This is a genomic window from Dictyoglomus sp. SSW, assembly GCF_055181335.1.
Genome location: NZ_CM143705.1, coordinates 1,221,666 through 1,241,682, shown reverse-complemented (window position 1 = coordinate 1,241,682; position 20,017 = coordinate 1,221,666). Strand labels below are relative to the sequence as shown.

The 20,017-nt window shown below is 31.1% G+C and carries 23 protein-coding genes; 2 read left to right on the top strand and 21 right to left on the bottom strand.

Annotated features, from left to right (window positions below; all coding sequences use genetic code 11):
* Positions 1 to 2: 2 nt before the first annotated feature.
* Genes ACY3JM_RS06015 through ACY3JM_RS06005 form a run of 3 tightly spaced genes read right to left on the bottom strand, consistent with a single transcriptional unit; the run spans position 3 to position 2,073 of the window.
* Positions 3 to 551 (bottom strand): CDP-alcohol phosphatidyltransferase family protein, encoded by a 549-nt coding sequence (locus ACY3JM_RS06015; protein WP_463111134.1) that lies wholly within the window; start codon positions 549 to 551, stop codon positions 3 to 5.
* Positions 520 to 1,482 (bottom strand): ROK family protein, encoded by a 963-nt coding sequence (locus ACY3JM_RS06010; protein ID WP_463111133.1) that lies wholly within the window; start codon positions 1,480 to 1,482, stop codon positions 520 to 522. The genes ACY3JM_RS06015 and ACY3JM_RS06010 overlap by 32 nt, the downstream gene beginning before the upstream one ends.
* A 12-nt stretch (positions 1,483 to 1,494) precedes the next feature.
* Positions 1,495 to 2,073, bottom strand: coding sequence for a hypothetical protein (locus tag ACY3JM_RS06005; RefSeq protein WP_463082111.1), 579 nt, complete (start codon positions 2,071 to 2,073; stop codon positions 1,495 to 1,497).
* 164 nt (positions 2,074 to 2,237) lie between these two features.
* Between ACY3JM_RS06005 and ACY3JM_RS06000 the strand changes: the two genes are divergently transcribed.
* On the top strand, positions 2,238 to 2,465 hold the full coding sequence (locus ACY3JM_RS06000) for an FmdB family zinc ribbon protein (protein ID WP_463082112.1): 228 nt from the start codon (positions 2,238 to 2,240) through the stop codon (positions 2,463 to 2,465).
* Positions 2,466 to 2,476: 11 nt separating this feature from the next.
* Here the strand turns inward: ACY3JM_RS06000 and ACY3JM_RS05995 are convergent, their stop codons facing one another.
* From ACY3JM_RS05995 to lepA, 7 genes are read right to left on the bottom strand one after another with little or no spacing between them, the layout of a single operon-like run.
* Positions 2,477 to 3,238 carry a class I SAM-dependent methyltransferase gene (locus tag ACY3JM_RS05995; protein ID WP_463082113.1) on the bottom strand — a complete coding sequence of 254 codons (762 nt, stop codon included), beginning with the start codon at positions 3,236 to 3,238 and terminating at the stop codon, positions 2,477 to 2,479.
* Positions 3,225 to 5,084, bottom strand: coding sequence for a tRNA uridine-5-carboxymethylaminomethyl(34) synthesis enzyme MnmG (mnmG, locus tag ACY3JM_RS05990; protein WP_463082114.1), 1,860 nt, complete (start codon positions 5,082 to 5,084; stop codon positions 3,225 to 3,227). The genes ACY3JM_RS05995 and mnmG overlap by 14 nt, the downstream gene beginning before the upstream one ends.
* A complete protein-coding gene (locus ACY3JM_RS05985; RefSeq protein ID WP_463082115.1) occupies positions 5,071 to 6,099 on the bottom strand; it encodes a glycosyltransferase family 4 protein in 1,029 nt (342 codons plus the stop codon). The genes mnmG and ACY3JM_RS05985 overlap by 14 nt, the downstream gene beginning before the upstream one ends.
* On the bottom strand, positions 6,096 to 6,692 hold the full coding sequence (locus ACY3JM_RS05980; RefSeq protein WP_463082116.1) for an ANTAR domain-containing response regulator: 597 nt from the start codon (positions 6,690 to 6,692) through the stop codon (positions 6,096 to 6,098). Before ACY3JM_RS05980 ends, ACY3JM_RS05985 begins: the two co-directional genes overlap by 4 nt.
* A 17-nt stretch (positions 6,693 to 6,709) precedes the next feature.
* Complete coding sequence (hemW, locus tag ACY3JM_RS05975; protein WP_463082117.1) at positions 6,710 to 7,834, bottom strand: radical SAM family heme chaperone HemW; 1,125 nt, start codon at positions 7,832 to 7,834, stop codon at positions 6,710 to 6,712.
* A 6-nt stretch (positions 7,835 to 7,840) separates the two neighbouring features.
* On the bottom strand, positions 7,841 to 8,599 hold the full coding sequence (gene surE / locus ACY3JM_RS05970; RefSeq protein WP_463082118.1) for a 5'/3'-nucleotidase SurE: 759 nt from the start codon (positions 8,597 to 8,599) through the stop codon (positions 7,841 to 7,843).
* Positions 8,600 to 8,604: 5 nt separating this feature from the next.
* Positions 8,605 to 10,407, bottom strand: coding sequence for a translation elongation factor 4 (gene lepA, locus ACY3JM_RS05965; RefSeq protein WP_463111132.1), 1,803 nt, complete (start codon positions 10,405 to 10,407; stop codon positions 8,605 to 8,607).
* Between the two features lie 132 nt (positions 10,408 to 10,539).
* Here lepA and rpsT point away from each other — a divergent pair, with 132 nt between their 5' ends.
* The gene (gene rpsT / locus ACY3JM_RS05960; RefSeq protein WP_463084138.1) at positions 10,540 to 10,815 is read left to right on the top strand and encodes a 30S ribosomal protein S20; all 276 of its coding nucleotides are present in this window, start codon (positions 10,540 to 10,542) and stop codon (positions 10,813 to 10,815) included.
* On the opposite strand, the gene holA is transcribed toward rpsT, so the two are convergent.
* From holA to rsxA, 11 genes are read right to left on the bottom strand one after another with little or no spacing between them, the layout of a single operon-like run.
* Positions 10,805 to 11,788, bottom strand: coding sequence for a DNA polymerase III subunit delta (holA, locus tag ACY3JM_RS05955; RefSeq protein WP_463082121.1), 984 nt, complete (start codon positions 11,786 to 11,788; stop codon positions 10,805 to 10,807). The two genes, rpsT and holA, sit on opposite strands and share 11 nt — an antisense overlap.
* Positions 11,769 to 13,097, bottom strand: coding sequence for a ComEC/Rec2 family competence protein (locus ACY3JM_RS05950; RefSeq protein ID WP_463082122.1), 1,329 nt, complete (start codon positions 13,095 to 13,097; stop codon positions 11,769 to 11,771). Before ACY3JM_RS05950 ends, holA begins: the two co-directional genes overlap by 20 nt.
* A gap of 3 nt (positions 13,098 to 13,100) precedes the next feature.
* On the bottom strand, positions 13,101 to 13,658 hold the full coding sequence (locus ACY3JM_RS05945; RefSeq protein WP_463082123.1) for a helix-hairpin-helix domain-containing protein: 558 nt from the start codon (positions 13,656 to 13,658) through the stop codon (positions 13,101 to 13,103).
* Positions 13,659 to 14,912, bottom strand: coding sequence for a S41 family peptidase (locus ACY3JM_RS05940; RefSeq protein ID WP_463082124.1), 1,254 nt, complete (start codon positions 14,910 to 14,912; stop codon positions 13,659 to 13,661).
* A gap of 15 nt (positions 14,913 to 14,927) precedes the next feature.
* Positions 14,928 to 16,058, bottom strand: coding sequence for a murein hydrolase activator EnvC family protein (locus tag ACY3JM_RS05935; RefSeq protein ID WP_463082125.1), 1,131 nt, complete (start codon positions 16,056 to 16,058; stop codon positions 14,928 to 14,930).
* The gene (locus ACY3JM_RS05930) at positions 16,055 to 16,864 is read right to left on the bottom strand and encodes a permease-like cell division protein FtsX (RefSeq protein ID WP_463082126.1); all 810 of its coding nucleotides are present in this window, start codon (positions 16,862 to 16,864) and stop codon (positions 16,055 to 16,057) included. Before ACY3JM_RS05930 ends, ACY3JM_RS05935 begins: the two co-directional genes overlap by 4 nt.
* 15 nt (positions 16,865 to 16,879) lie before the next feature.
* Entirely contained in the window at positions 16,880 to 17,125 is a 246-nt protein-coding gene (locus tag ACY3JM_RS05925; protein ID WP_463082127.1) for a DUF4321 domain-containing protein, read from the bottom strand.
* Positions 17,122 to 17,649: a Gx transporter family protein gene (locus tag ACY3JM_RS05920; RefSeq protein ID WP_463082128.1), complete on the bottom strand. Its 528-nt coding sequence runs from the start codon at positions 17,647 to 17,649 to the stop codon at positions 17,122 to 17,124. Before ACY3JM_RS05920 ends, ACY3JM_RS05925 begins: the two co-directional genes overlap by 4 nt.
* The gene (locus ACY3JM_RS05915) at positions 17,646 to 18,650 is read right to left on the bottom strand and encodes an FAD:protein FMN transferase (protein ID WP_463111131.1); all 1,005 of its coding nucleotides are present in this window, start codon (positions 18,648 to 18,650) and stop codon (positions 17,646 to 17,648) included. The genes ACY3JM_RS05920 and ACY3JM_RS05915 overlap by 4 nt, the downstream gene beginning before the upstream one ends.
* Positions 18,614 to 19,414: an RnfABCDGE type electron transport complex subunit B gene (locus ACY3JM_RS05910; protein ID WP_463082130.1), complete on the bottom strand. Its 801-nt coding sequence runs from the start codon at positions 19,412 to 19,414 to the stop codon at positions 18,614 to 18,616. The genes ACY3JM_RS05915 and ACY3JM_RS05910 overlap by 37 nt, the downstream gene beginning before the upstream one ends.
* 15 nt (positions 19,415 to 19,429) lie before the next feature.
* Positions 19,430 to 20,017 carry an electron transport complex subunit RsxA gene (gene rsxA, locus ACY3JM_RS05905; RefSeq protein WP_463082131.1) on the bottom strand — a complete coding sequence of 196 codons (588 nt, stop codon included), beginning with the start codon at positions 20,015 to 20,017 and terminating at the stop codon, positions 19,430 to 19,432.

The following is a 20,017-nucleotide window of genomic DNA, read 5'->3' as shown; positions in this document are numbered from 1 at the left end:
AATTATTTTCTCAAAACCTTTAAGTAATAGTTTAAATAATCTAAGCCTGCAAATATGGAAAAGAAAAGTCCAATAGCAAAAACCGATACAGATAAGGGTATTTGAAGTAATGCCATTAATATAGATATAGACGTTAACACCATTGCAATCTTTCCATACATTCTTGAAGATATTATCTTTATCCCTTTTAATAAAAACCACAAACCCACCAAAAGCATCAATAACTCTTTTAATACAAATATGATAACCAGAACTGGCGGAAAAATTCTTTTGAATGAAAAAAATATAAGAGTTACTCCTACAATTAACTTATCAGCTATTGGATCTATTATTTTCCCTAACTCAGAACCTTGATTCAATCTTCTTGCCAAATATCCATCCAATATATCACTGACAGCAGCAAGTCCATAAAGAACTGCTGCTGTCATGTAACGATTAGAAACTAAAAAATAAAAATAAAAAGGTACAATAATAAATCTTATAAAGGTCAATAAATTAGGAATAGTAAACATGTTAATCTCACCTATATAACACAAATAAAGCTGCTCCAATGCCTCCTGCATCTTCACCTAACTCTGCCCATGCAAAGGATATCTTATCCCTTAAGCTTGGTAAAACTCTTTTATAAAACTCATCTCTCATAGGCTTTCCAATATAATCTCTTACATTAGCAACACCACCGCCTACAACTATTTTCTCAGGATCAATTACGTGAACATAATTCGCCAAGGCTATACCAAGATAATATCCTGCTCTATTGAAAATGTCTATAGCTAACTTATCTCCTTTTTCTGCAGCTTGGTATATTACCCTTACAGTTACTTTATCTACATCTCCATTTACTAAATTCCATATAAGACTATCCTTATTATCTGGAATAATAGATTTTGCATATCTTTCTATACCACTTCCCGAGGCAATTGCTTCAATACACCCTTTATTTCCACAACCACAAATAGGCCCATCGGGAATTACCGTAGTATGCCCAAATTCACCAGCCATTCCATGTGCTCCAATCCATAATTTACCATTTAACACTATACCAGAACCAATCCCTGTTCCAATCGCGATAGATATCATTGTTTTAGTCCCTCTTCCTGCCCCCACAAGCCATTCTGCCCAAGCCACTAAATTTACATCATTTTCCAAAAATACAGGCACCTTAAAATAATTCTCCAGCTCTTCTCCTAGAGGTACTTCCCTTTTCCATTCTTCACCTAAATTAGGAGCATATAAGGTTGTTTTCTTTTCTCTATCCATAATACCTGGAAACCCTACACCTATACCCTCCATATCACTAATTTTAATATTTGCTTCAACAAGTACTTTATTTATCATGTTTTTAATCTTTCGAATTACATAGTCTCTTCCTTTTTCAGACTCAGTGGGTTGTTTATCTCTTGAGATTATCTTACCCTTTTCATTAACCAGAAGTACATTTATTTTAGTACCACCTAAATCAACACCTATAGCTTTTCGCATCTTCAACCTCCTTTATCTTACTAATATAAATTCAAAATTTATTTTCCTCATTGTTGTTTCAAAAAGAACATCAGGAATGATAAATCTTGCGGGGAATTTACAATAAGGTAAATGAAAAGCTATCAAACCACTTACTCTTGCACCTGCAAAAATTCTCCCATCCTTAAACTTTAAAAGTTCATAACTTTTTATAATTTCTTCCAAAGATTTTTCTTTATTAGAAGAACTTATACTGAAAGAAAAAGTCGGAGGTTGGTTTGTCCCAAATGAAACTTCAAAAGATACTTTTGGGGTTGTGGAGGGTTGATAATATATCTCTCTTATTGGTGAAAATTGTTTTCCGGTTTGATCTATAATCACAGATTTTCCTAGTGGATAAACCCAAATATTTTCTGAAGAGTTATTCACTATTTCCAGGTTTATAACCAAAATATCCTCTGAAAGATTATACCATCTTGAATCCCTAATAATATCAACGCGTGCTTCTACTCCCCCTTTGGATGTAATTTGAGGGGATATATTTACGGGTTTTATACAACCGCTAATTATTAATATAGTAAATATTAAAAAACAAAAAATAACCTTTTTCATAATTAAGCCACTCCTTTAAATTTAAACTAAATTAAAAAGTTTCACACTAATACATTTTACATTAAAATAAGACTTCTTGACAATAAATATCTTAAGATTTAAAAATATGAAATGGTGAACCTTAAAAAGAAAGTTTAAATAATTATACTAAGGAGGTGAAAGTAATGCCTATCTATGAATATGAATGCGAAAGATGTCATGAAAGATACGAGATTATGACAAACCTTGGAGAAGAACCCCCAAAAACTTGTATAAAATGTGGTGGCAACTTAAGAAAAATCTTTTCACCTGTAGGAATTGTCTTTAAAGGATCAGGATTTTATACTACAGATTATAAGAAAAAATCTTCTAATTCTAGCGAAAAATCTAGTGATAGTAAGGGGGAAGAATAATTTCTCCCCCTTTATTTTTTAATTGCCAATATTATTAATCTTCTTGATCCAATATGAAATTTACGACCTTCATAATCTCCCATAAGCCTATCTACATGAAATCCGCTCTCTTTAAAAAGATGTATAATCTCTGAAGGAGAATAAAGATATATTCTTCTTACAAATTCCTTTCTAATATTGTTTTTCAAATCAATAACTATTCTGTTTGATATATAAAATCCCGTATCCGGCTCAAAAAAATGTTCTGTAAGTAAAACATAATCCTCCCCAAAAAGATCCCAAGAGTATGGAATAAAATATTTAAGAAGGGCATCTCTATTTTCAATATCTATAAGAAATCTACCATCCCTTTTTAACACTTGATATACCTTATTAAGAGTCTCTTTATCTTCCTCATATGTGGAGAGTCCAAAACTGGTATAAAGAGAAAATACGATGTCAAATTTATAGTCAAGCTTATCAATATCTTTGTATTCCATCACATAAAATTCCACATTAAAAACTTTTTCTTTTTTAGCATTTTCTTTTGCTATCTCAATAAGTTCAGATGAACGATCTATTCCAATTGTTCTGTATCCTCTTTTGCCAAGTTCTAAAGTATGTCTTCCAAATCCGCAACCAAGATCTAATATTAAAGATCCCCTTTTTAAGCTTAGTACAGATTCTAAAAAATCCACTTCCCTTTTTGTACGCTCTGGAGTTAGATGTTTAGCAAGATATTGATAATAATCTCTACCAAAATATTGATCTCTCCAATCTTTACCTTCTTGCATATTTCTGCCTTAAATAATACAAAAGTATAGTAAGATCACCAGCGTTTACTCCTGTAATTCTCTGAGCTTGTCCAAAAGTAGTTGGTCTTACTTTTTCAAGCTTTTCTTTTCCTTCTCGAGAAAGATGCGGTATTTCGTCATAATTTATATCAGGAGGAATCACTAAATCTTCATATTCCTGAAATTCTCTAATCTTTTGGAGTTCTTTTTGTATGTATCCTTCATATTTAATATCTATTTCTATTATGCTTCTCCACTTTTTTGGTAAATCTCCAGAAAGACCTATTTTTTCCAAATCATCATAGGTTATTTCAGGTCTTTTCAATATCTGGATAAGAGGAATCGACTGTTCTATAGGATTAGTACCCTTTTCTATTAATAAGTCATTAATTTCATTAGGATCTACCGATGTTTTTTCAAGTCTCTTCCTTTCAAGCCTTAATTTTTCCATTTTTTCTTGAAACATTTTCCACATATCTTCATCTATTAGACCTAACTTGTAAGCCTTGGGAGTAAGTCTTTGATCTGCATTATCAGATCTTAAGAGTAATCTATATTCTGCTCTTGATGTTAAAATTCTATATGGCTCATCCACACCCTTTATTACAAGATCATCTATAAGTACCCCTATATATCCTTCGTCTCTTCTTACAATAAGTGGTTCTCTTCCTAATAGACTTAACGCAGCATTAGCTCCTGCAATTAATCCTTGTGCGGCAGCTTCTTCATAGCCAGTAGTACCATTTATTTGACCCGCCAAATATAAACCTTTTATTTTCTTTGTTTCAAGAGTAATCTTTAACTGTTGAGGATATACAAAATCATAAGCTATAGCATATCCAGGCCTTATAAGTTCAACCTCCTCTAAGCCTGGAATACTTCTTAAAATTTGGATTTGAATTTCCTCTGGCAAACTTGTATATATTCCTTGTACATAAATCTCTACCGAGTTTTTTCCTTCTGGCTCAAGAAAAACTTGGTGAGTTTCATGATGAGGAAACCACACATATTTTTCCTCTATAGATGGACAGTATCTCGGTCCTTTTTTTACCATCCCCCCAATTCGAGAGGCTGTTAGATGAATATTATTAAGTACTATTTCTTTCGTCTTTTGGGTGGTTCTAGTTAAATATGATAAAACTTGCTCTCTTGGTTCTGGCTCTTCCCAGAAAGAAAAAGAATGAAGTTCTTCATCTCCTGGTTGAGGTATGGTCTTACTAAAATCAATAGTTCTTTTATCTACTCGAGGAGTAGTGCCTGTATTAAATCTTCCTACTTCTAAGCCTAATCTCCTAAGAGCATCAGAAAGACCTATAGAGGGAAATTCTCCCATTCTTCCTGCTGGCTTAGACCAGGTACTTATATGGATAACACCATTCATAAAAGTACCAGGGGTAATAACAACTCTTTCAGCATAAAACTCTTTTTTAGTTGATAAAACTACACCTTTTACTTCATCATTTTCTACAATTAGATCTATAACTTCTCCTTGATAGACATCTAAATTTTTCTGCTTTTCAAGAAATTCTCTCATCTTTATAGGATAAAGCCATTTATCTACCTGTGCCCTAAGAGCCCTTACTGCTGGACCCTTAGAAGTATTTAGCCATTTTACTTGAATCATACTTCTATTTGTTATTCTTCCTATGGCACCACCCAAAGCATCTATTTCCAATATTAGGTGACCCTTCCCAGGACCCCCCATAGCTGGATTGCAAGGAAGCCATCCCAAGGTATCATAATTCATAGTAATCAAAAGAGTTTTAACACCAAGACGAGAGGCTGCATAGGCAGCCTCACATCCTGCATGACCACCACCTACTACAATGACATCATACTTTTCCATCGCCATTTCTCCTTATCTCTAAAACTCCTAACTTTTTCAGTATAAATAATATTAAAAATAAAGTTCCAAACACAAGAAGAGCTGATATATAAGGATCCTGGATTAAAGAAATTAGTATCGCCACTAAAGACATACAAATGGTAAATAAATAAATAAAAGCAATACTTTGCTCTGTTGTCATACCAATCTTCAAAAACCTATGATGTATATGATCCTTATCAAACTTCCAAGGTGCCCTACCTTCAATTAGTCTTCTCACAATAGAAAAAGCTGTGTCAAGAACTGGAAATCCCATAACAAGAATTGGAATAAACAAATTAATAATTGTACTTATTTTTAAGACTCCCACTATAGATATGGCTCCTAATATAAAACCTAAAAACATTGCCCCTGAATCTCCCATAATAATAGAAGCAGGTGGAAAATTGAAAAATAAGAATCCTAATACACCTCCCAAAATACTTGCCAATAAAAATGCCATCTCCAATCTTCCCAAAAGTAAAGAAATAATGAGTAAAGAGAAAGAAGATATTGCTGATACTCCTCCAGCAAGACCATCAAGACCATCTATAAAATTCATGGCATTTGCAATACCTAAAAGCCATATAAATGATATTAAATGAGCCCAAAAACCCTTTATTATTATTCCTGTATAAGGAATCCTCCACAAATCTACTCTAACTCCCAATATAACTGCCATAAGTATAGCTATAAATGTAAGAGAAAATTTGGGAGCTGGTTTTAATTCCACAAAATCATCTAATAATCCTACTAAAAATACTAATGTTCCCCCCATTAATATCCTCTCTACAATAAGAGACCTATTAAAAAGAATGTTTACTATTAAAACTCCTAAGAAAAATGAAACACCACCAATTCTTGGAATAGGTTTATTATGAACTTTTCTATCTGTAGGAATATCTATTCCACCTATTATAAAGGCTTTCCTTCTTATCCAAGGTGTAACTATTAAAGAAATAATTAAAGATAAAGTAAAAGATATTAATATGTTCATTTTTCCTTCTTATCTTTTAATTCGTAGGCTAATATAATAGCTTGAGCTATCTCTTTCATAGGTTTTCTTTTGTCCATACTGGCTTTCTGAATTAATCTAAAAGCTTCATGCTCTTTTAAACCTTCTCTATCCATAAGCAATCCTTTTGCTCTATCTACAAGCTTTCTTGTCTCAAGAGCATCTTTTAGGTCTTCTACTTCCTTTCTTAAAAGTTGAAATTCTTTAAATCTTGCAATAGCTATTTCAATAGCTGGAAAAAGATCAGATTCTTTAAAAGGTTTTACAATATAAGATATAACTCCAACCTCTTTTGCTTTTTCTACTAATTCTTTATCTGAATAGGCAGTAAGAAAAATTATGGGAGCAATTTCCTCTTGAGTTAATATCTTAGCTGCCTCAATACCATCTAAATTAGGCATTCTAATATCCATAATTATCACATCTGGCTTCAATTTTCTTGCAAGTTCTACAGCTAGCTGACCGTCTGAAGCTTCTCCTACCACTTCATAACCCTGTCCTTCTAAAATCTCTTTTATATCCATTTTAACTATAGGTTCATCTTCTGCTATTAATACTCTTATAGGCTTTTTCATATGTATCAGCAACCTCCTCAAAGTATATCTTTGAATATTTCATTTGCAAGTAATACTCCTTTTTTAGTCAGACATATTCTATCATTTTTTCTCTTTATAAGGCCTTTCTTCAAAAAAAGAGAGAGATTTGGAATATAATCTGATATTTTTTTTCCAAATTTTTCAAAAAACTCCTTTTCAGAAATTCCTTCCATAAGCCTTAGCTTTACAAAAAGATAATCCTTAGGATAAGTTTCATCATTTAAAATTTCTATATTTTCAATCGGCAATTCACCATTATTTATTTTCTCATAGTATACAAAAAGATTTTTGTAATTTCCATACCTTATGTGATTAGTAAAAGAATAAGCTGATACACCATATCCATGATATTCATCTTGATTCCAATACTTCAAATTATGTCTACATTTTAGATTAATGTTTCGTGCAAAATTAGAGATCTCATAATGGATAAAACCTACTTCTTCTAATAGATTCATTGCATACGCATACATATTGGCTTCTTCATCATTATCAGGTAAAGTAAATTCCCCCTTTATATATCCTTCATAAAATAATGTACCTTCCTCTATTATAAGATTATATATAGAGATATGCTCGGGATTTAGTGAAAGGGTAAAATCTAAGGACTTATAAAAGTTATTAGGGTTCTGAAAAGGTATAGAGTAAATAAGATCAAAATTTATATTATCAAAACCATATTCTCTCAATAAAAAAAATGTTTTTAACGTATCTGAAACAGTATGAATCCTTCCTAAAATGAATAATTCTTCATCTATGAATGATTGAGCTCCTATACTTATTCTATTAATTCCTATATTCTTCCAAAAACTTAATTTCTTCTTGTCTATAGTACCAGGATTGACTTCTATTGTTATCTCTGCATCTTTTCTTATCCTATAATTTTTATTAATACTCTCAAAAATCGAATTCAATACCTTTAGAGACATTAAAGATGGCGTTCCACCACCGAAATATATCGTATCTACAATCTCTCCTTCAGCCTTAAGTTGTATCTCTTTAGAAATATATTCCAGATATCTTTCTTCTTCCTTAATAGAATAAACAAAAGAGGTAAAATCACAATAAGGACACTTTTTCACACAAAAAGGATAATGAATATATACTCCTATAGTTTTCATAAATATTTATTCAGTTATAAGCTTTTTAATTATTTCTATTAATGGAAAATAAGTCATGTTAGAGTGAAGAGGAGTGATAGAAATCATCCCATGATTGATTGCCCAGATATCAGAACCTTCTTCTGCTTGCTTTTCTATTTCGCCATGAAGCCAATAATACTCTTTATTTCTGGGGTCATATCTTTTTTCTACTCTATTCCTATAATGAAACTTACCCTGGTAAGTTACAAAAATATTTGAAATATCAGCTTTAGGTGGTACATTTATATTCAAGAAAACATCCTTAGGTAATATCCCTAAAAATAAGTGTATATATTTCATTAAGAACTCTACAGCCTTTTCATAATCTTCCTCTTCTCCTTCATGAGATACAGAAATGGAAATAGCAGGTATACCATTAAGAGATGCTTCCCTTGCCCCAGAAACTGTACCAGAATAAATAATATCAGTTCCTAAGTTATATCCCTTATTTATCCCAGATATAACAACGGAAGGGAAGTCAGGAAGTAAAGCATAAAGCCCTAAAAGAATACAATCTGCAGGATTACCATTAGTAGTCCAGCACTTAATATTTGTAATTTTCCATGTTACCTCATTAACTCTTAAAGGCTTATGAAGAGTAATAGCATGACTTCCTCCACTTCTCTCTCTTTCAGGTACAATAATATAAACCTCTCCTATATCTTTTAGTCTTTTGCTCATAATTTCTAAAGCAGGTGAATTTATTCCATCATCATTTGTTATAAGTATTCTTAAGCTTTCCATAATTCCTAATCCCTCTTTAATACAGTCCAAAAAGCTTCTTGAGGTATTTCTATATGACCTATTTTCTTCATTCTCTTTTTACCTTCCTTTTGCTTTTCTAAAAGTTTCTTTTTTCTTGTTACATCTCCACCGTAACATTTTTGAAGAACATTTTTTCTTAAAGGCTTTATCTCTTCACGAGCTATAATCTTACTCCCAATACCCACTTGTATTACTACCTCAAAAAGTTGACGTGGTATAACTTCTCTCAACTTCTGTGCCAATTTTCTTGCTTCTTCATAAGCCTTTCCTTTATGTGCGATAAGAGAAAGTGCATCTACTGGTTTCCCATTGATATATACATCTAATTTTACTAACTCACTATTTTTATATCCAATCAGCTCATAACTTAATGATCCATACCCACGGGTAACAGATTTTAATATATTGAAAAAGTCAGTTATAATCTCAGAAAGAGGGATCTCAGCAGTAATTAACACACGATTAATAGTAAGATATTCCATACCCTTAAATTCTCCTCTTCTTCTATCAATCAATTCCATAACTGACCCAACATATTCATTAGGTGTTACAATGCTTGCTATTACAAATGGTTCTCTAAACTCAGAGATTTCATATGAAGGAGGTAAATCCAAAGGATTCTGAATAATTTTTTTCTCTCCTTTTTTCGTAATTACTTCATAAGCTACAGAAGGTACAGTAGTAATTATATTTAAATCAAACTCTCTTTCTAATCTTTCCTGTATAATTTCCAAATGTAAAAGTCCTAAAAAACCACATCTAAAACCAAAACCAAGAGCAGGCGAACTTTCAGGTTCATAATATAAAGAAGCATCATTTAGACTTAGTTTTTGTAAGGCATCCCTTAATTTCTCATAATCTTCATTCTCAATTGGATAGACCCCACAAAAAACCATAGGTTGTAATTTTCTATAACCAGGCAAAGGTAAATTTGCTGGATTATCAGTTTTTGTAATTGTATCTCCTACTCTGGCCTCTGAAATATTCTTTACATTAGCAATAATATATCCAACTTCTCCTGAAAGAAGACTTTCCACCTTTACCATATCAGGAGTAAATACTCCTACTTCTTGCACCTCATATTCCACGTTATTAGACATGAATTTTATTTTATCACCTACCTTTACCATTCCGCTAAAGACTCTTACATAGACTACAACACCTCTATATGGATCATATTTAGCATCAAAAATCAATGCTTTTAAGGGAGCATTAATATCTCCCTTTGGATGTGGTATATATTTAACAATACCCTCCAATAATTCCTCAATTCCCCAGCCTTCCTTAGCACTTACAAAAAAAGTTTCTCCTATATAATCCCTCCCAAGAAGTTCCTTGATCTCTTCAGCTACCTTTTGAGGTTCTGTATTTAGAAGATCTATCTTATTTATAACAGGAATTATGGCCAGATTATTCTCAAGGGCTAAAAGAAGATTATTTATCGTTTGGGCTTCTATTCCTTGAGAGGCATCTACAACTAAAATTGCACCTTCACAAGCCGCCAAACTCCTTGATACTTCATAAGTAAAGTCCACATGACCAGGTGTGTCAATTAAATTGAATTCATAGGTTTCTTTATCTTTGGCCTTATAAAAAAACCTTACCGCTTGAGCTTTTACCGTGATTCCCCTTTCTCTCTCAATTTCTAGAGTATCTAATAATTGATCTCTCATCTTTCTCTTATCAATAGCTCCTGTAAACTCTAAAAGTCTGTCTGCTAATGTAGATTTACCATGATCTACATGTGCAATAATGCTAAAATTTCTTATCTTAGTTATATCTCGCATAAATCCTCCTCCCAATCTTTGCCATATTTTTGATTATATAACATTTTGTAAAATCTTTTGAACTATTTTAATTTTATGGTATAATTCACACTGTTAAATCAAAAATTTTTACAAAGGAGAGGGAAAAGGAATATGGCAAATACAAAATCTGCAATTAAAAGAATAAAGATAAGTGAAAGAAACAGAATTAGAAATCGTGTAAGACTTGGAAAAATTAAATTTTATACAAAACAGTTTCTTAATCTCCTCAAAGAAAATAAAATAGAAGAAGCTAAAAAAATTCTTCCAGAAGTAATAAGTGCAATAGACAAAGCAGCACAAAAAGGAACTCTTCATAAAAATACTGCAGCAAGAAAGAAATCAAAACTCATGAAGCTTCTTAACGAAAAACTTGCTGTCAAATCTTAGCCCCAATTTTTAGCAGTACTTTTTCCAAAAGTACTCTTGGATCTTTAGCTGTAGTCTTAAACTCCAAATCAGTCTGCCGCAGAAGAAGATATATCTCAAAAATTTCTGCGGCAGAGTATTTTGTTAATGCATCTAAAAGCTTTTTTACTACAAAGGGATGTAAACCAAGTTTTTCCCTAATCTCTTCACTTGAATACCCATCTTTAAACAACGCATTTGCTCTTAGAAGTTGTCTCATTTGTCTAATAAGGATTTCCAATATAACTTGAGGATATGTTCCTTCATTAAATAAAGTATCAATTCCAGACAAAGCAAGATAGAAATCTCTCCTCAAAATAGCATCTAAAAAAGTATAAAAGGCTATCTCCACAGGAGAGAGTAATCCCTTAAAAACATCAATTGTAATATCCTTTTTATCTATAGCAAAAATACACACTTTCTCAATCTCTTGAATAAGTAATCCTATATTTTCTGAATAATAAGATGATAGAAAATATATACTTTCATCATCAATATTTTTACCCTTCTCTTGGAATTTTTCTTTTATCCACTTTCTCAAGGCATCAGTCCTAAATTTAGTAAACTCTACAACTCCTTCTGGGGGTATCATCTTTGAAAAAGAAATCTTTTTGGGTTTTTCTTCTTCAGCATTAGCCATAAAAACTAAACAAGTATTAGTCATTCTTCTAAATAAAATCTCTAATTTTTTTGGAATATTTTGATCTTTAAGATCTTGGGCATGCCTGACTACAATAAATTGATTCCCTAAAAGCGGAGGTGATTCTAAATATGGGAGAAGATCATTCCAATTTATTTCATCTCCAAAAAAGGCCACATAGTTAAATTCTTTAAATCTCACTTTCTTAAGTTCCAATAAAGCTTCTTCCATTAAAAATTTTTCTTCACCTATAAAAAGGTAAACAGGAGAAAACTTCTTTTCTTTTAATGAGTGCCTAAACTCCCAGTAATTCATAATCCTCTCTTTTCCTCATAATTATTGGTAAAAAGATAAGAAATAAGGAAATTACAAGACTAATTTTATAATGAGAAAGAATGAATTGCAAACCATTTAGCAGAATGTCAATCAAAATAGATAATAGTTTTACCAAAATATGATTAATTGGATAAATATTAATAAAAAATAATAAAAAACTAAAAATTAAAATAATATAGAATATGGGAATTGAAAAAATATTTGAAAGAATTGAGATAAAACAAATTTTCTTAAAATAGTAAAGGTAAAGAGGAGATAAAAATATCATTAACCAAAAAGAGCTTTCCCAAATTTCCTGAAAAAATTTTGGTAAAAACTTAGGAAATTGAGGCTTATACAGAAGACCTAACATGGAAAGATAAGAAAGTTGAAAGCTTAAATTAAAAAGCTTTAACGGAAATATTATAAGATTAATCAATGCAACCCAGAAAACTGCGTTCAAAGTATCTTCTTCACGTCTAAAAAGAAAAGCTAAAAGTAGAAAGATATATTCCCCTATAACTCTCCATATAGGTGGATTATCTCCAATAATATAACCATAAAAAATAAGTATGGGAAGAAAAATAATTCTGCTCAATACTTTCCTAAAAGGTAAAAAGTTAATAAAAATTCCTATTAACAAAGAAACATGTAAACCTGAAATTGCTAACAAATGAGAAGTACCAGTTTCAGAAAATATCTCTTTTATATCTTTATTTAGTCCTAATTTCTCTCCAATTGTAATAGCCTTGATAAATTCTTTTTTATCATCACTATAAAAACCCAAAATGTGATCAACATATTTTTTAAATTTTAACCTTAAAAGCTTAAATCTATTTTGGTATCTATGTCCGACTAATTGCATCTCCTTAACCTTTATTTTATATATAATACTTTCACTCCAAATATTATTATTTTCTAATGGATAATATTCTACTCCTCTTAAAAGAAGTACATCTCCCACTTCATATCTGACACTTTTACCAACAGACATAATAAATTCTTCCTTACTAATATCTGCTTTTATAACATATTGTATATATTTTTGGGAAAATCTCACATCTTTTACCTCTGCATAAATCTCATGATATTTTTTATGAAAAAGTTCATATTGAGGTGATGATACCTTATATAACAAAGATCCAAGAAAGAAAAAAGACAAAGATAAGAAAATAAGTAAAAATCTTTTCCTTAAAAAGATGAAAGAAGCAAGAATAAAAAAGGGTACTCCAAAACTAAAATGATATTTGGATATAATTATTCCTACCACATAACTTATTAAAAAAATAAATGAATAAGGTATTCCCAAAAGTCACCAAGTAATTTTATCTTTTATTTTTTCAAGTTTCTTTTCTCCTATTCCCTTAACATTTAATAGATCATCATAAGAAGTAAATAATCCGTGTTCATTTCTATAATCAATTATTCTTTGAGCAAGGGTAGTTCCAATTCCAGGTAAAGTTTCAAGTTGTTGTTTGGAAGCAGTATTTATATTAATCTTATCATTAGTTGAAATACCAACCGAAGTTCTTAATTCTTCTTTAGAAGATATGACTGAATTTAAGTACTGGACTTTGGAAGGAACGTTTATTTTTGATGCGTCTTTCAAATAATCTGCAAGGTTAAGCTTATCTAAATCAGCAGAGGGTAAGGGACCACCTGCCACATTTATAGCATCAATAACCCTTGCTCCATCTCGTAATTTATACACCCCAGGAATCTTAACTTCTCCTGCCACATGTACTACTATAAAACTATTTACATCCTCTTCTAATATTTTTTGTTCCTTTCCAAATAAGTTAAATACAGTAAAAACAATAACTAAACATACAAAAATTATGATAATTATTTTTTCTTTTTTATCAAACATCTATTTTCTTAATAATAATTTAGTTTTATCCCTCAAAAGAGAGATATTCTTTTTCAATATTTCTATAGCTCTATTTAGCTGAATATCATTATCCCTACCCACACTCTCTGGGGCCATCTCTACTAATACCTCTGGAACTATACCTTCTTTATTTATATCTCTACCTGATGGAAGTAAATATTTTTCTGTAGTTATTTTAACAGCTGATCCATCTGAAAGAGTGAAAATTGTTTGAACTACTCCTTTACCAAAAGTTTTCTCTCCTACTAATATACCTTTATTATAGTCATTTATAGCTCCTGACAAAATCTCAGATGCACTTGCAGAATACCTATTAACAAGAACTATTAAAGGCTTATTCCATTTATATGTTCCTTTTACTACTTTCTCTCCATATAATCTTTTATCCCTATCCTGTCTATAAACAATTATACCTTTTGTATCAAATGTTTTAGATGTATTATTATCTTTAATAATAGTTTTTACTTGATCATTTTCGGAAATAAAGAAACTTGCTATAGTAACTGCAGCTTTTAAATCTCCCCCTGGGTTATTTCTAAGATCTAATATTACTCCGCTTACTTTCTTCTCCAATGCTCTAAATGCATCAGATAATTTTTGAGGTGAGTTTTGAGTAAATTCATAAAATCTTATATAACCAATATTATTATCTAAAACCTTATATTCCACAACAGGCACTTCTATAAGCGCTCTCTTTAAAACAAACTCATAATATTTCTTCTCTGATTCTCTATATATTTTTATTTTTACCTCTTTACCTACCTCCCCTCTAATCATAGAAACCACAAGATCTAAAGGTTTATCAACCACACTTTGTCCATCCACTTCCACTATCTGATCCCCAGGTTTTATACCTGCCTTGAAAGCTGGTGTTCCTTCTATAGGTGATACAACTAAAATTTTACCGTCCTTAGACTCAAGCCTCATTCCAACCCCACCAAAAGAACCCTGCATATCCTCTGTAAAGGTCCTAAAAGCTTTTGGATCAAAAAATTCGGTATATGGATCGTCTAAAGCCTTTAAATATCCTCTTATTGCTTCATACTCTAATTTCTTATTGTCTAAATTTTTCTCAATATACGCATTTCTTACATAATAAACAGTTTCAATAAAAACCCTAACACTTGTAATAATGTCATCAATAGAATCCTTAGCTATATTTAATTTTGAGATTAAAAATACAGTTATTAAAGCAATGAAAACAATTATTAAAATTCTCTTTTTAAATCTCATTCTTTCCTCCTTCTATCATTTTAACCAATTTATTGGATCTACAGGTTCACCATTTACTCTCACCTCAAAATGTAAGTGGGGACCTGTACTTAAACCTGTACTTCCTACATATCCAATTATATCACCCTCAGAAACTTCTTCTCCAGATCTTACAGCTATCCTTGACAGATGTCCATAAACAGTAGATATATTACCTCCATGATCTATTATTATCATATTTCCATATCCACCATACCATCCAGCAAAAATAACTCTGCCAGAAGCTACTGCTCTTATAGGTGTTCCATAATCTGCTGAAATATCTATACCAGTATGGAAAAGAGGAGCTCCTCCAAGTATAGGATGTCTCCTCATACCAAATCCAGAAGTAACACTCCCAATAACAGGCCAAGAGAGGTATCCTTTTTTAGCTTTTTGAATTTTAGAAGATGCCAATCTCTTTATAAAATTCTCAATCTCCTTTGACTCTCGCTCTAAGGTTGCAATAACTTGTTGCTGATACCTTTTTTGCTCCCTAATTTTCTGAAGAAAGGCTTTTCTTTCTTTCTTCTTTGCTTCTATATATCCTTTTCTTTCTGATATATCCTTCACTAAAAGTTCAACCTTCCTTTTTTCAGCCTCCCATTCTTTTTTCTTCTTATCTATATCTTTACATTGTTTATCAATACTTTGTAGTCTATTTACTTCTTTCTTCATTAATATCTTCAAATAATATGGAACAGCAATAGAAGCAAATGTATTCTGTGTAAAGATAATATCTAAATATATCTTAGGTTGTATAGTTTTAAAAATATCACCTAAGGATTCTTTGTAGTTTAAACTTCTATATCTTAAATTTCTTTGCATTATACTTAATTGTGTTGATAATACCACCAATTTTGCTTGAGCTTCTCTAAGTTTCGTTTCCGCCATACTAAGATCTCTTTCTGCTTTATCAAGATCCATATCAATTTTGCTTATTTCTTGAACAATATTCAATTCCTTCTTTTCTAAATTTTTAACTTGCATCTTTAAACTATTTATTTGCTCTCTTTTTTTCTGCAATTCTTTTTGTTTTTGAAGTATGGTATAATCTACGTTACCCCATGTAAATATGGGTACTAACAATAGTGATAGAACAACTGTTACTGTAATTATCCTTTTCATCTAAGCCTCTGAAAGCTTATTAAGGCAGAAGTGAAACTAATAATTACGTTGGATATTACAAAATAAAAAATCCATATCAAGATGTGTTTTAAATCAAATACATAAGAGAAATAAGGAAGTATTGTTGATATATGATCTTTAAAAATGTTCCCCAAGAAATATATGGAAGCCAATGCAGAAAAAAAGGATATTGTTGTTATTATTACATTCTCCATTATTTGAGATGGTACTGAAAGTATGGGATAAGCAAGATGAGTATGAGTAAGTAATTCAACAGACAATAAAAGAAAAGACAAACTACCTAAGTATGTAAAAATCTTCTTAATGATCTCTACTAAGCCCTGCAAATTATACCATTGAGTAACCATTTCCTCAGGATATCTTACCTCTTCAACAAAGTTATAATTAAGAAGATACCTTATAATATCATGTATATTTTCTAATAAAGATGGGGTTATTTCGATAGTTTTAGGCAAAGAATCAGGTGATCCCCAAGCAAAAATATCATTCTCTCTTCCTACAACTTCCTTTAGCTTCTCCCAGGCCTCCTTCTGGGTTATATAAGTTGCTTCCTTGAAATGAAAATTAGATTTTAAATCTATCAATAATTTAACTATATCAGAATCAGAAGTTTTTGGATTTACAAAAGCATAAATTTTTATCTTCTCTGCCCAAAGATTTAGAGATCCATTCATAGAAGTAATAAAAACAATCAAAAACAATAAAAGTATATAGAGTATAAAAAACCCTATAAAGACGAAAAAACCTTTGTTTTTTAACCCCTCTATAAAATCTCTACTACCCATAGTTAAATTATAACTCTAAATATTACAAAAAAGCAACACAATTAATACTCCTAAGGCTCCACCCAAATTAATTTTTAAATCAAATCCTAATGTGAAAGTAAAAAAATACATGTTAAGAGTAACTGGGGAAAAGCCAATATTTAATCCCTTCTTTAAAAATTCTAACTTATCTCCAAATGCCTCAGCAATAACTCCACCCACAATTAGTCCCAGAACAATAAGAAAGATTAGAAGTTTTGTAGACATTTTACTTCTTCTCATAGGTCACCCCCTAAATAGTTTTTAATATATTTTATTAGATACCCCCCCACTATTCCATTAAAAAGACCTGCTAAAAACCCAAAAATGATAAGGAATGGAGCATAGTAAAAAATACCCTTATGAAAAATGAAAAAGGCAACTATAAAAAGTTGGGTCATATTATGAATAATCGCTCCTATAATGCTATTATTTATAACACTTATTGAGGTTTTTGAAAAAAAACCCATAAAAAGATTACTTATCAATCCACCAAAAAACCCTAAATAAAAAGAGATATCTAAAAATCTTCCCATAATTATATTAACTATTATAACTCTAAGTACAGTTATAATTATAGCCTCTTTTATACCTACGGTATAAATAGCAACTAAGGGAACTAAATTTGCAATTCCAACTTTTCCACCTGGTAGAAAAAGAAAGGGAGAGATAAAAATACTTTCAAAATAATAGAGAACACAAGCTAAGGATATCATTAAACCTAAGGTAGTAATATAAACAACTTTATTTTCCTTTATCCTTTTCACTTTTTACTCTCCACTTTAAATTCCAGATTAGGAGAATACCATACATTTAAATTTGGAAAAACAATAACTAAGCCTAAGTAAGAAAATTTTTCTTTCCACAAAGATATGGCATCTTTACCTAAAACAAAAAAAGCTGTTGATAAAGCATCAGCTTCTGTTCCACTTTTACTTATCACACTAACACTTATAACGGAGTTTGATGGATATCCATTTTTAGGATTAATTATATGACAATATCTCTCATTGTCTTTAATAAAAAATCTTTCATAATCTCCCGACGTAGAAACAGAACCTTCTTTTATGCATACTTTTCCAATAAAACCTTGATCTTTACGGGGATGCTTGATACTTACTTCCCAAAGAGTTCCTTTCTGAGTTCTTCCATAAACTCCAACTTGTCCTCCAAAATTCAAAACAGCCCTATCTATAGAATATTTTCTCAAAACTTCAAATATTTTATCCATTAAATATCCTTTAGCAATACCCCCCAAATCTATTTCCATTCCCTTTTCTATCATAACTTTGTTTCCTTTTATATGAATTTTTCTATAATTCACATATTGAAGTTTATCTTCAATCTCTTTTTTGTAAGGAACTCTGTAATTTTTATCATAAAATCCCCAAATCCTCATGAGAGGAGCTATTGTTGGATCAAAATAACCGTTTGTAATCTGAGCAAAATATTTAGCCTTTTTTATAATGTCTACAATGTCATAAGAAATTTCAACATAATTTCCAGCATTTTTATTGATCTTACTTATTTCACTATATGGGTTGAACCTGTCAATTTTTTTACTCAAATTTTCTATTAAAGCCCAAGATTCATTAAGAGCTCTATAACTGTCTTTCCCCCAGATTCTTATATCAACAAAAGTATCCATTAAAATACCAATATGAGAAGCTTCCCTATTCCCTTGATAACTTCTAATCAAGAAAATAAAGAAAATCAATATAGACAATATAATTAACGCTTTAATAATATAAGCGCCTTTGTTGGACATTTTTCTACACAGATTCCACAACCATCACAAAGGTCATAATTTATAACTGGAAATCTACCCTCTATCTTAATTGCTCCTTTAGGGCATACCTTTTCACAAATACCACATCCAATACATGCATGAGAACATACCTTTCTTGCATCAGGTCCTGGAAGTTCTGTTTTACAACAAAGTAGTAAAGGGATATTAACAGGTAATAAAGTTAAAATACCCCTTGGACATGCTTTCACACACAAACCACATCCAGTACATTTATTCACATCAATTTTAGGTAGACCATCGTCTCCCATATGTATAGCATCAAAAGGACAAGCTCTAACACAATCACCATATCCTAAACATCCAGTAGGACAACCTTTATAACCTCCTTGAACCAAATTTGCTGCTTTACATTTTTCTACTCCCTTATATATAAACCTTTCCTGAGCAATTCCTTTGCCTCCTTGACATGTAAGGAAAGATACCTGTTTCACAAGACTAACTTCTTCATTAGCTCCCATAATCTTTGCAATTTCTTTCGCTACTTTATCTCCTCCTACAATACAAGCAGTAATAGGTGCTCTACCCTCTAAAATCGCTATAGCACAAGCCTCACACCCTGTATAGCCACACGCACCACAATTTCCCCCCGGTAAAACCGACATAATCTGAGAAATACGAGGATCAAGCTCTACCTTAAATTTCTCACCTGCTACTGCTAAACCTAAGCCAAAAAGAAAACCAATCCCTCCTAATACTAAGATTGATATTATTATTAATTCCATATCATTTCCTCCTTTTTAATGAGCAAGTCCTTGAAATCCAAGAAAAATTAATGCCAATAGGCCAGCGGTTATAAAAACAATAGGATATCCTTGCCAAAATTTAGGTATATCTGAAAAAGAAAACCTCTCTCTTATGGTTGCAAGAAGTACTAAGGCAATAGTAAAGCCAAGAGAGACACCCAATGAATAAATAATAGATTCAATAAGATCATGCTGATAGTTTATATTTAAAAGCGTAACACCTAATATAGCACAATTTGTAGTTATTAATGGTAAGTAAATACCCATAGCCTTATAAAGAGATGGAGAAGTCTTTCTTATAAACATCTCCACAAGTTGTACTAAAACTGCAATCACTAATATAAAAGATATGGTTCTTAAAAAAATTAAATTAAGTGGAATAAGAATATAATAATAGATAAAGAATGTTACCACCGATGCCATGGTCATAACAAAAGCTACAGCAACACCCATACCAATAGATGTTTCAAGAAAAGAACTCATACCTACAAAAGGACATAAAGCTAAAAATCTCATAAAAACAATATTATCGATAAGAGAAGCAGATAGAAAAAGAAGAAATAGTTTTCCAACATATCCCAT

Excerpts from the sequence above, each read along its gene's own strand:
- surE (WP_463082118.1), bottom strand. The coding sequence starts at position 8,599 with ATGGAAAGCTTAAGAATACTTATAACAAATGATGATGGAATAAATTCA.
- ACY3JM_RS06010 (WP_463111133.1), bottom strand. The coding sequence starts at position 1,482 with ATGCGAAAAGCTATAGGTGTTGATTTAGGTGGTACTAAAATAAATGTA.
- ACY3JM_RS05930 (WP_463082126.1), bottom strand. The coding sequence starts at position 16,864 with ATGGGTAGTAGAGATTTTATAGAGGGGTTAAAAAACAAAGGTTTTTTC.
- rsxA (WP_463082131.1), bottom strand. The coding sequence starts at position 20,017 with ATGGGATATGTTGGAAAACTATTTCTTCTTTTTCTATCTGCTTCTCTT.
- mnmG (WP_463082114.1), bottom strand. The coding sequence starts at position 5,084 with ATGGAAAAGTATGATGTCATTGTAGTAGGTGGTGGTCATGCAGGATGT.
- ACY3JM_RS05925 (WP_463082127.1), bottom strand. The coding sequence starts at position 17,125 with ATGAGAAGAAGTAAAATGTCTACAAAACTTCTAATCTTTCTTATTGTT.
- ACY3JM_RS06000 (WP_463082112.1), top strand. The coding sequence starts at position 2,238 with ATGCCTATCTATGAATATGAATGCGAAAGATGTCATGAAAGATACGAG.
- ACY3JM_RS05915 (WP_463111131.1), bottom strand. The coding sequence starts at position 18,650 with ATGTCCAACAAAGGCGCTTATATTATTAAAGCGTTAATTATATTGTCT.
- ACY3JM_RS05995 (WP_463082113.1), bottom strand. The coding sequence starts at position 3,238 with ATGCAAGAAGGTAAAGATTGGAGAGATCAATATTTTGGTAGAGATTAT.
- ACY3JM_RS05945 (WP_463082123.1), bottom strand. The coding sequence starts at position 13,658 with ATGTTTGATAAAAAAGAAAAAATAATTATCATAATTTTTGTATGTTTA.
- ACY3JM_RS05910 (WP_463082130.1), bottom strand. The coding sequence starts at position 19,414 with ATGGAATTAATAATAATATCAATCTTAGTATTAGGAGGGATTGGTTTT.
- ACY3JM_RS05980 (WP_463082116.1), bottom strand. The coding sequence starts at position 6,692 with ATGAAAAAGCCTATAAGAGTATTAATAGCAGAAGATGAACCTATAGTT.
- ACY3JM_RS05935 (WP_463082125.1), bottom strand. The coding sequence starts at position 16,058 with ATGAAAAGGATAATTACAGTAACAGTTGTTCTATCACTATTGTTAGTA.
- lepA (WP_463111132.1), bottom strand. The coding sequence starts at position 10,407 with ATGCGAGATATAACTAAGATAAGAAATTTTAGCATTATTGCACATGTA.
- ACY3JM_RS05985 (WP_463082115.1), bottom strand. The coding sequence starts at position 6,099 with ATGAACATATTAATATCTTTTACTTTATCTTTAATTATTTCTTTAATA.
- holA (WP_463082121.1), bottom strand. The coding sequence starts at position 11,788 with ATGAATTACTGGGAGTTTAGGCACTCATTAAAAGAAAAGAAGTTTTCT.
- ACY3JM_RS05940 (WP_463082124.1), bottom strand. The coding sequence starts at position 14,912 with ATGAGATTTAAAAAGAGAATTTTAATAATTGTTTTCATTGCTTTAATA.
- rpsT (WP_463084138.1), top strand. The coding sequence starts at position 10,540 with ATGGCAAATACAAAATCTGCAATTAAAAGAATAAAGATAAGTGAAAGA.
- hemW (WP_463082117.1), bottom strand. The coding sequence starts at position 7,834 with ATGAAAACTATAGGAGTATATATTCATTATCCTTTTTGTGTGAAAAAG.
- ACY3JM_RS06005 (WP_463082111.1), bottom strand. The coding sequence starts at position 2,073 with ATGAAAAAGGTTATTTTTTGTTTTTTAATATTTACTATATTAATAATT.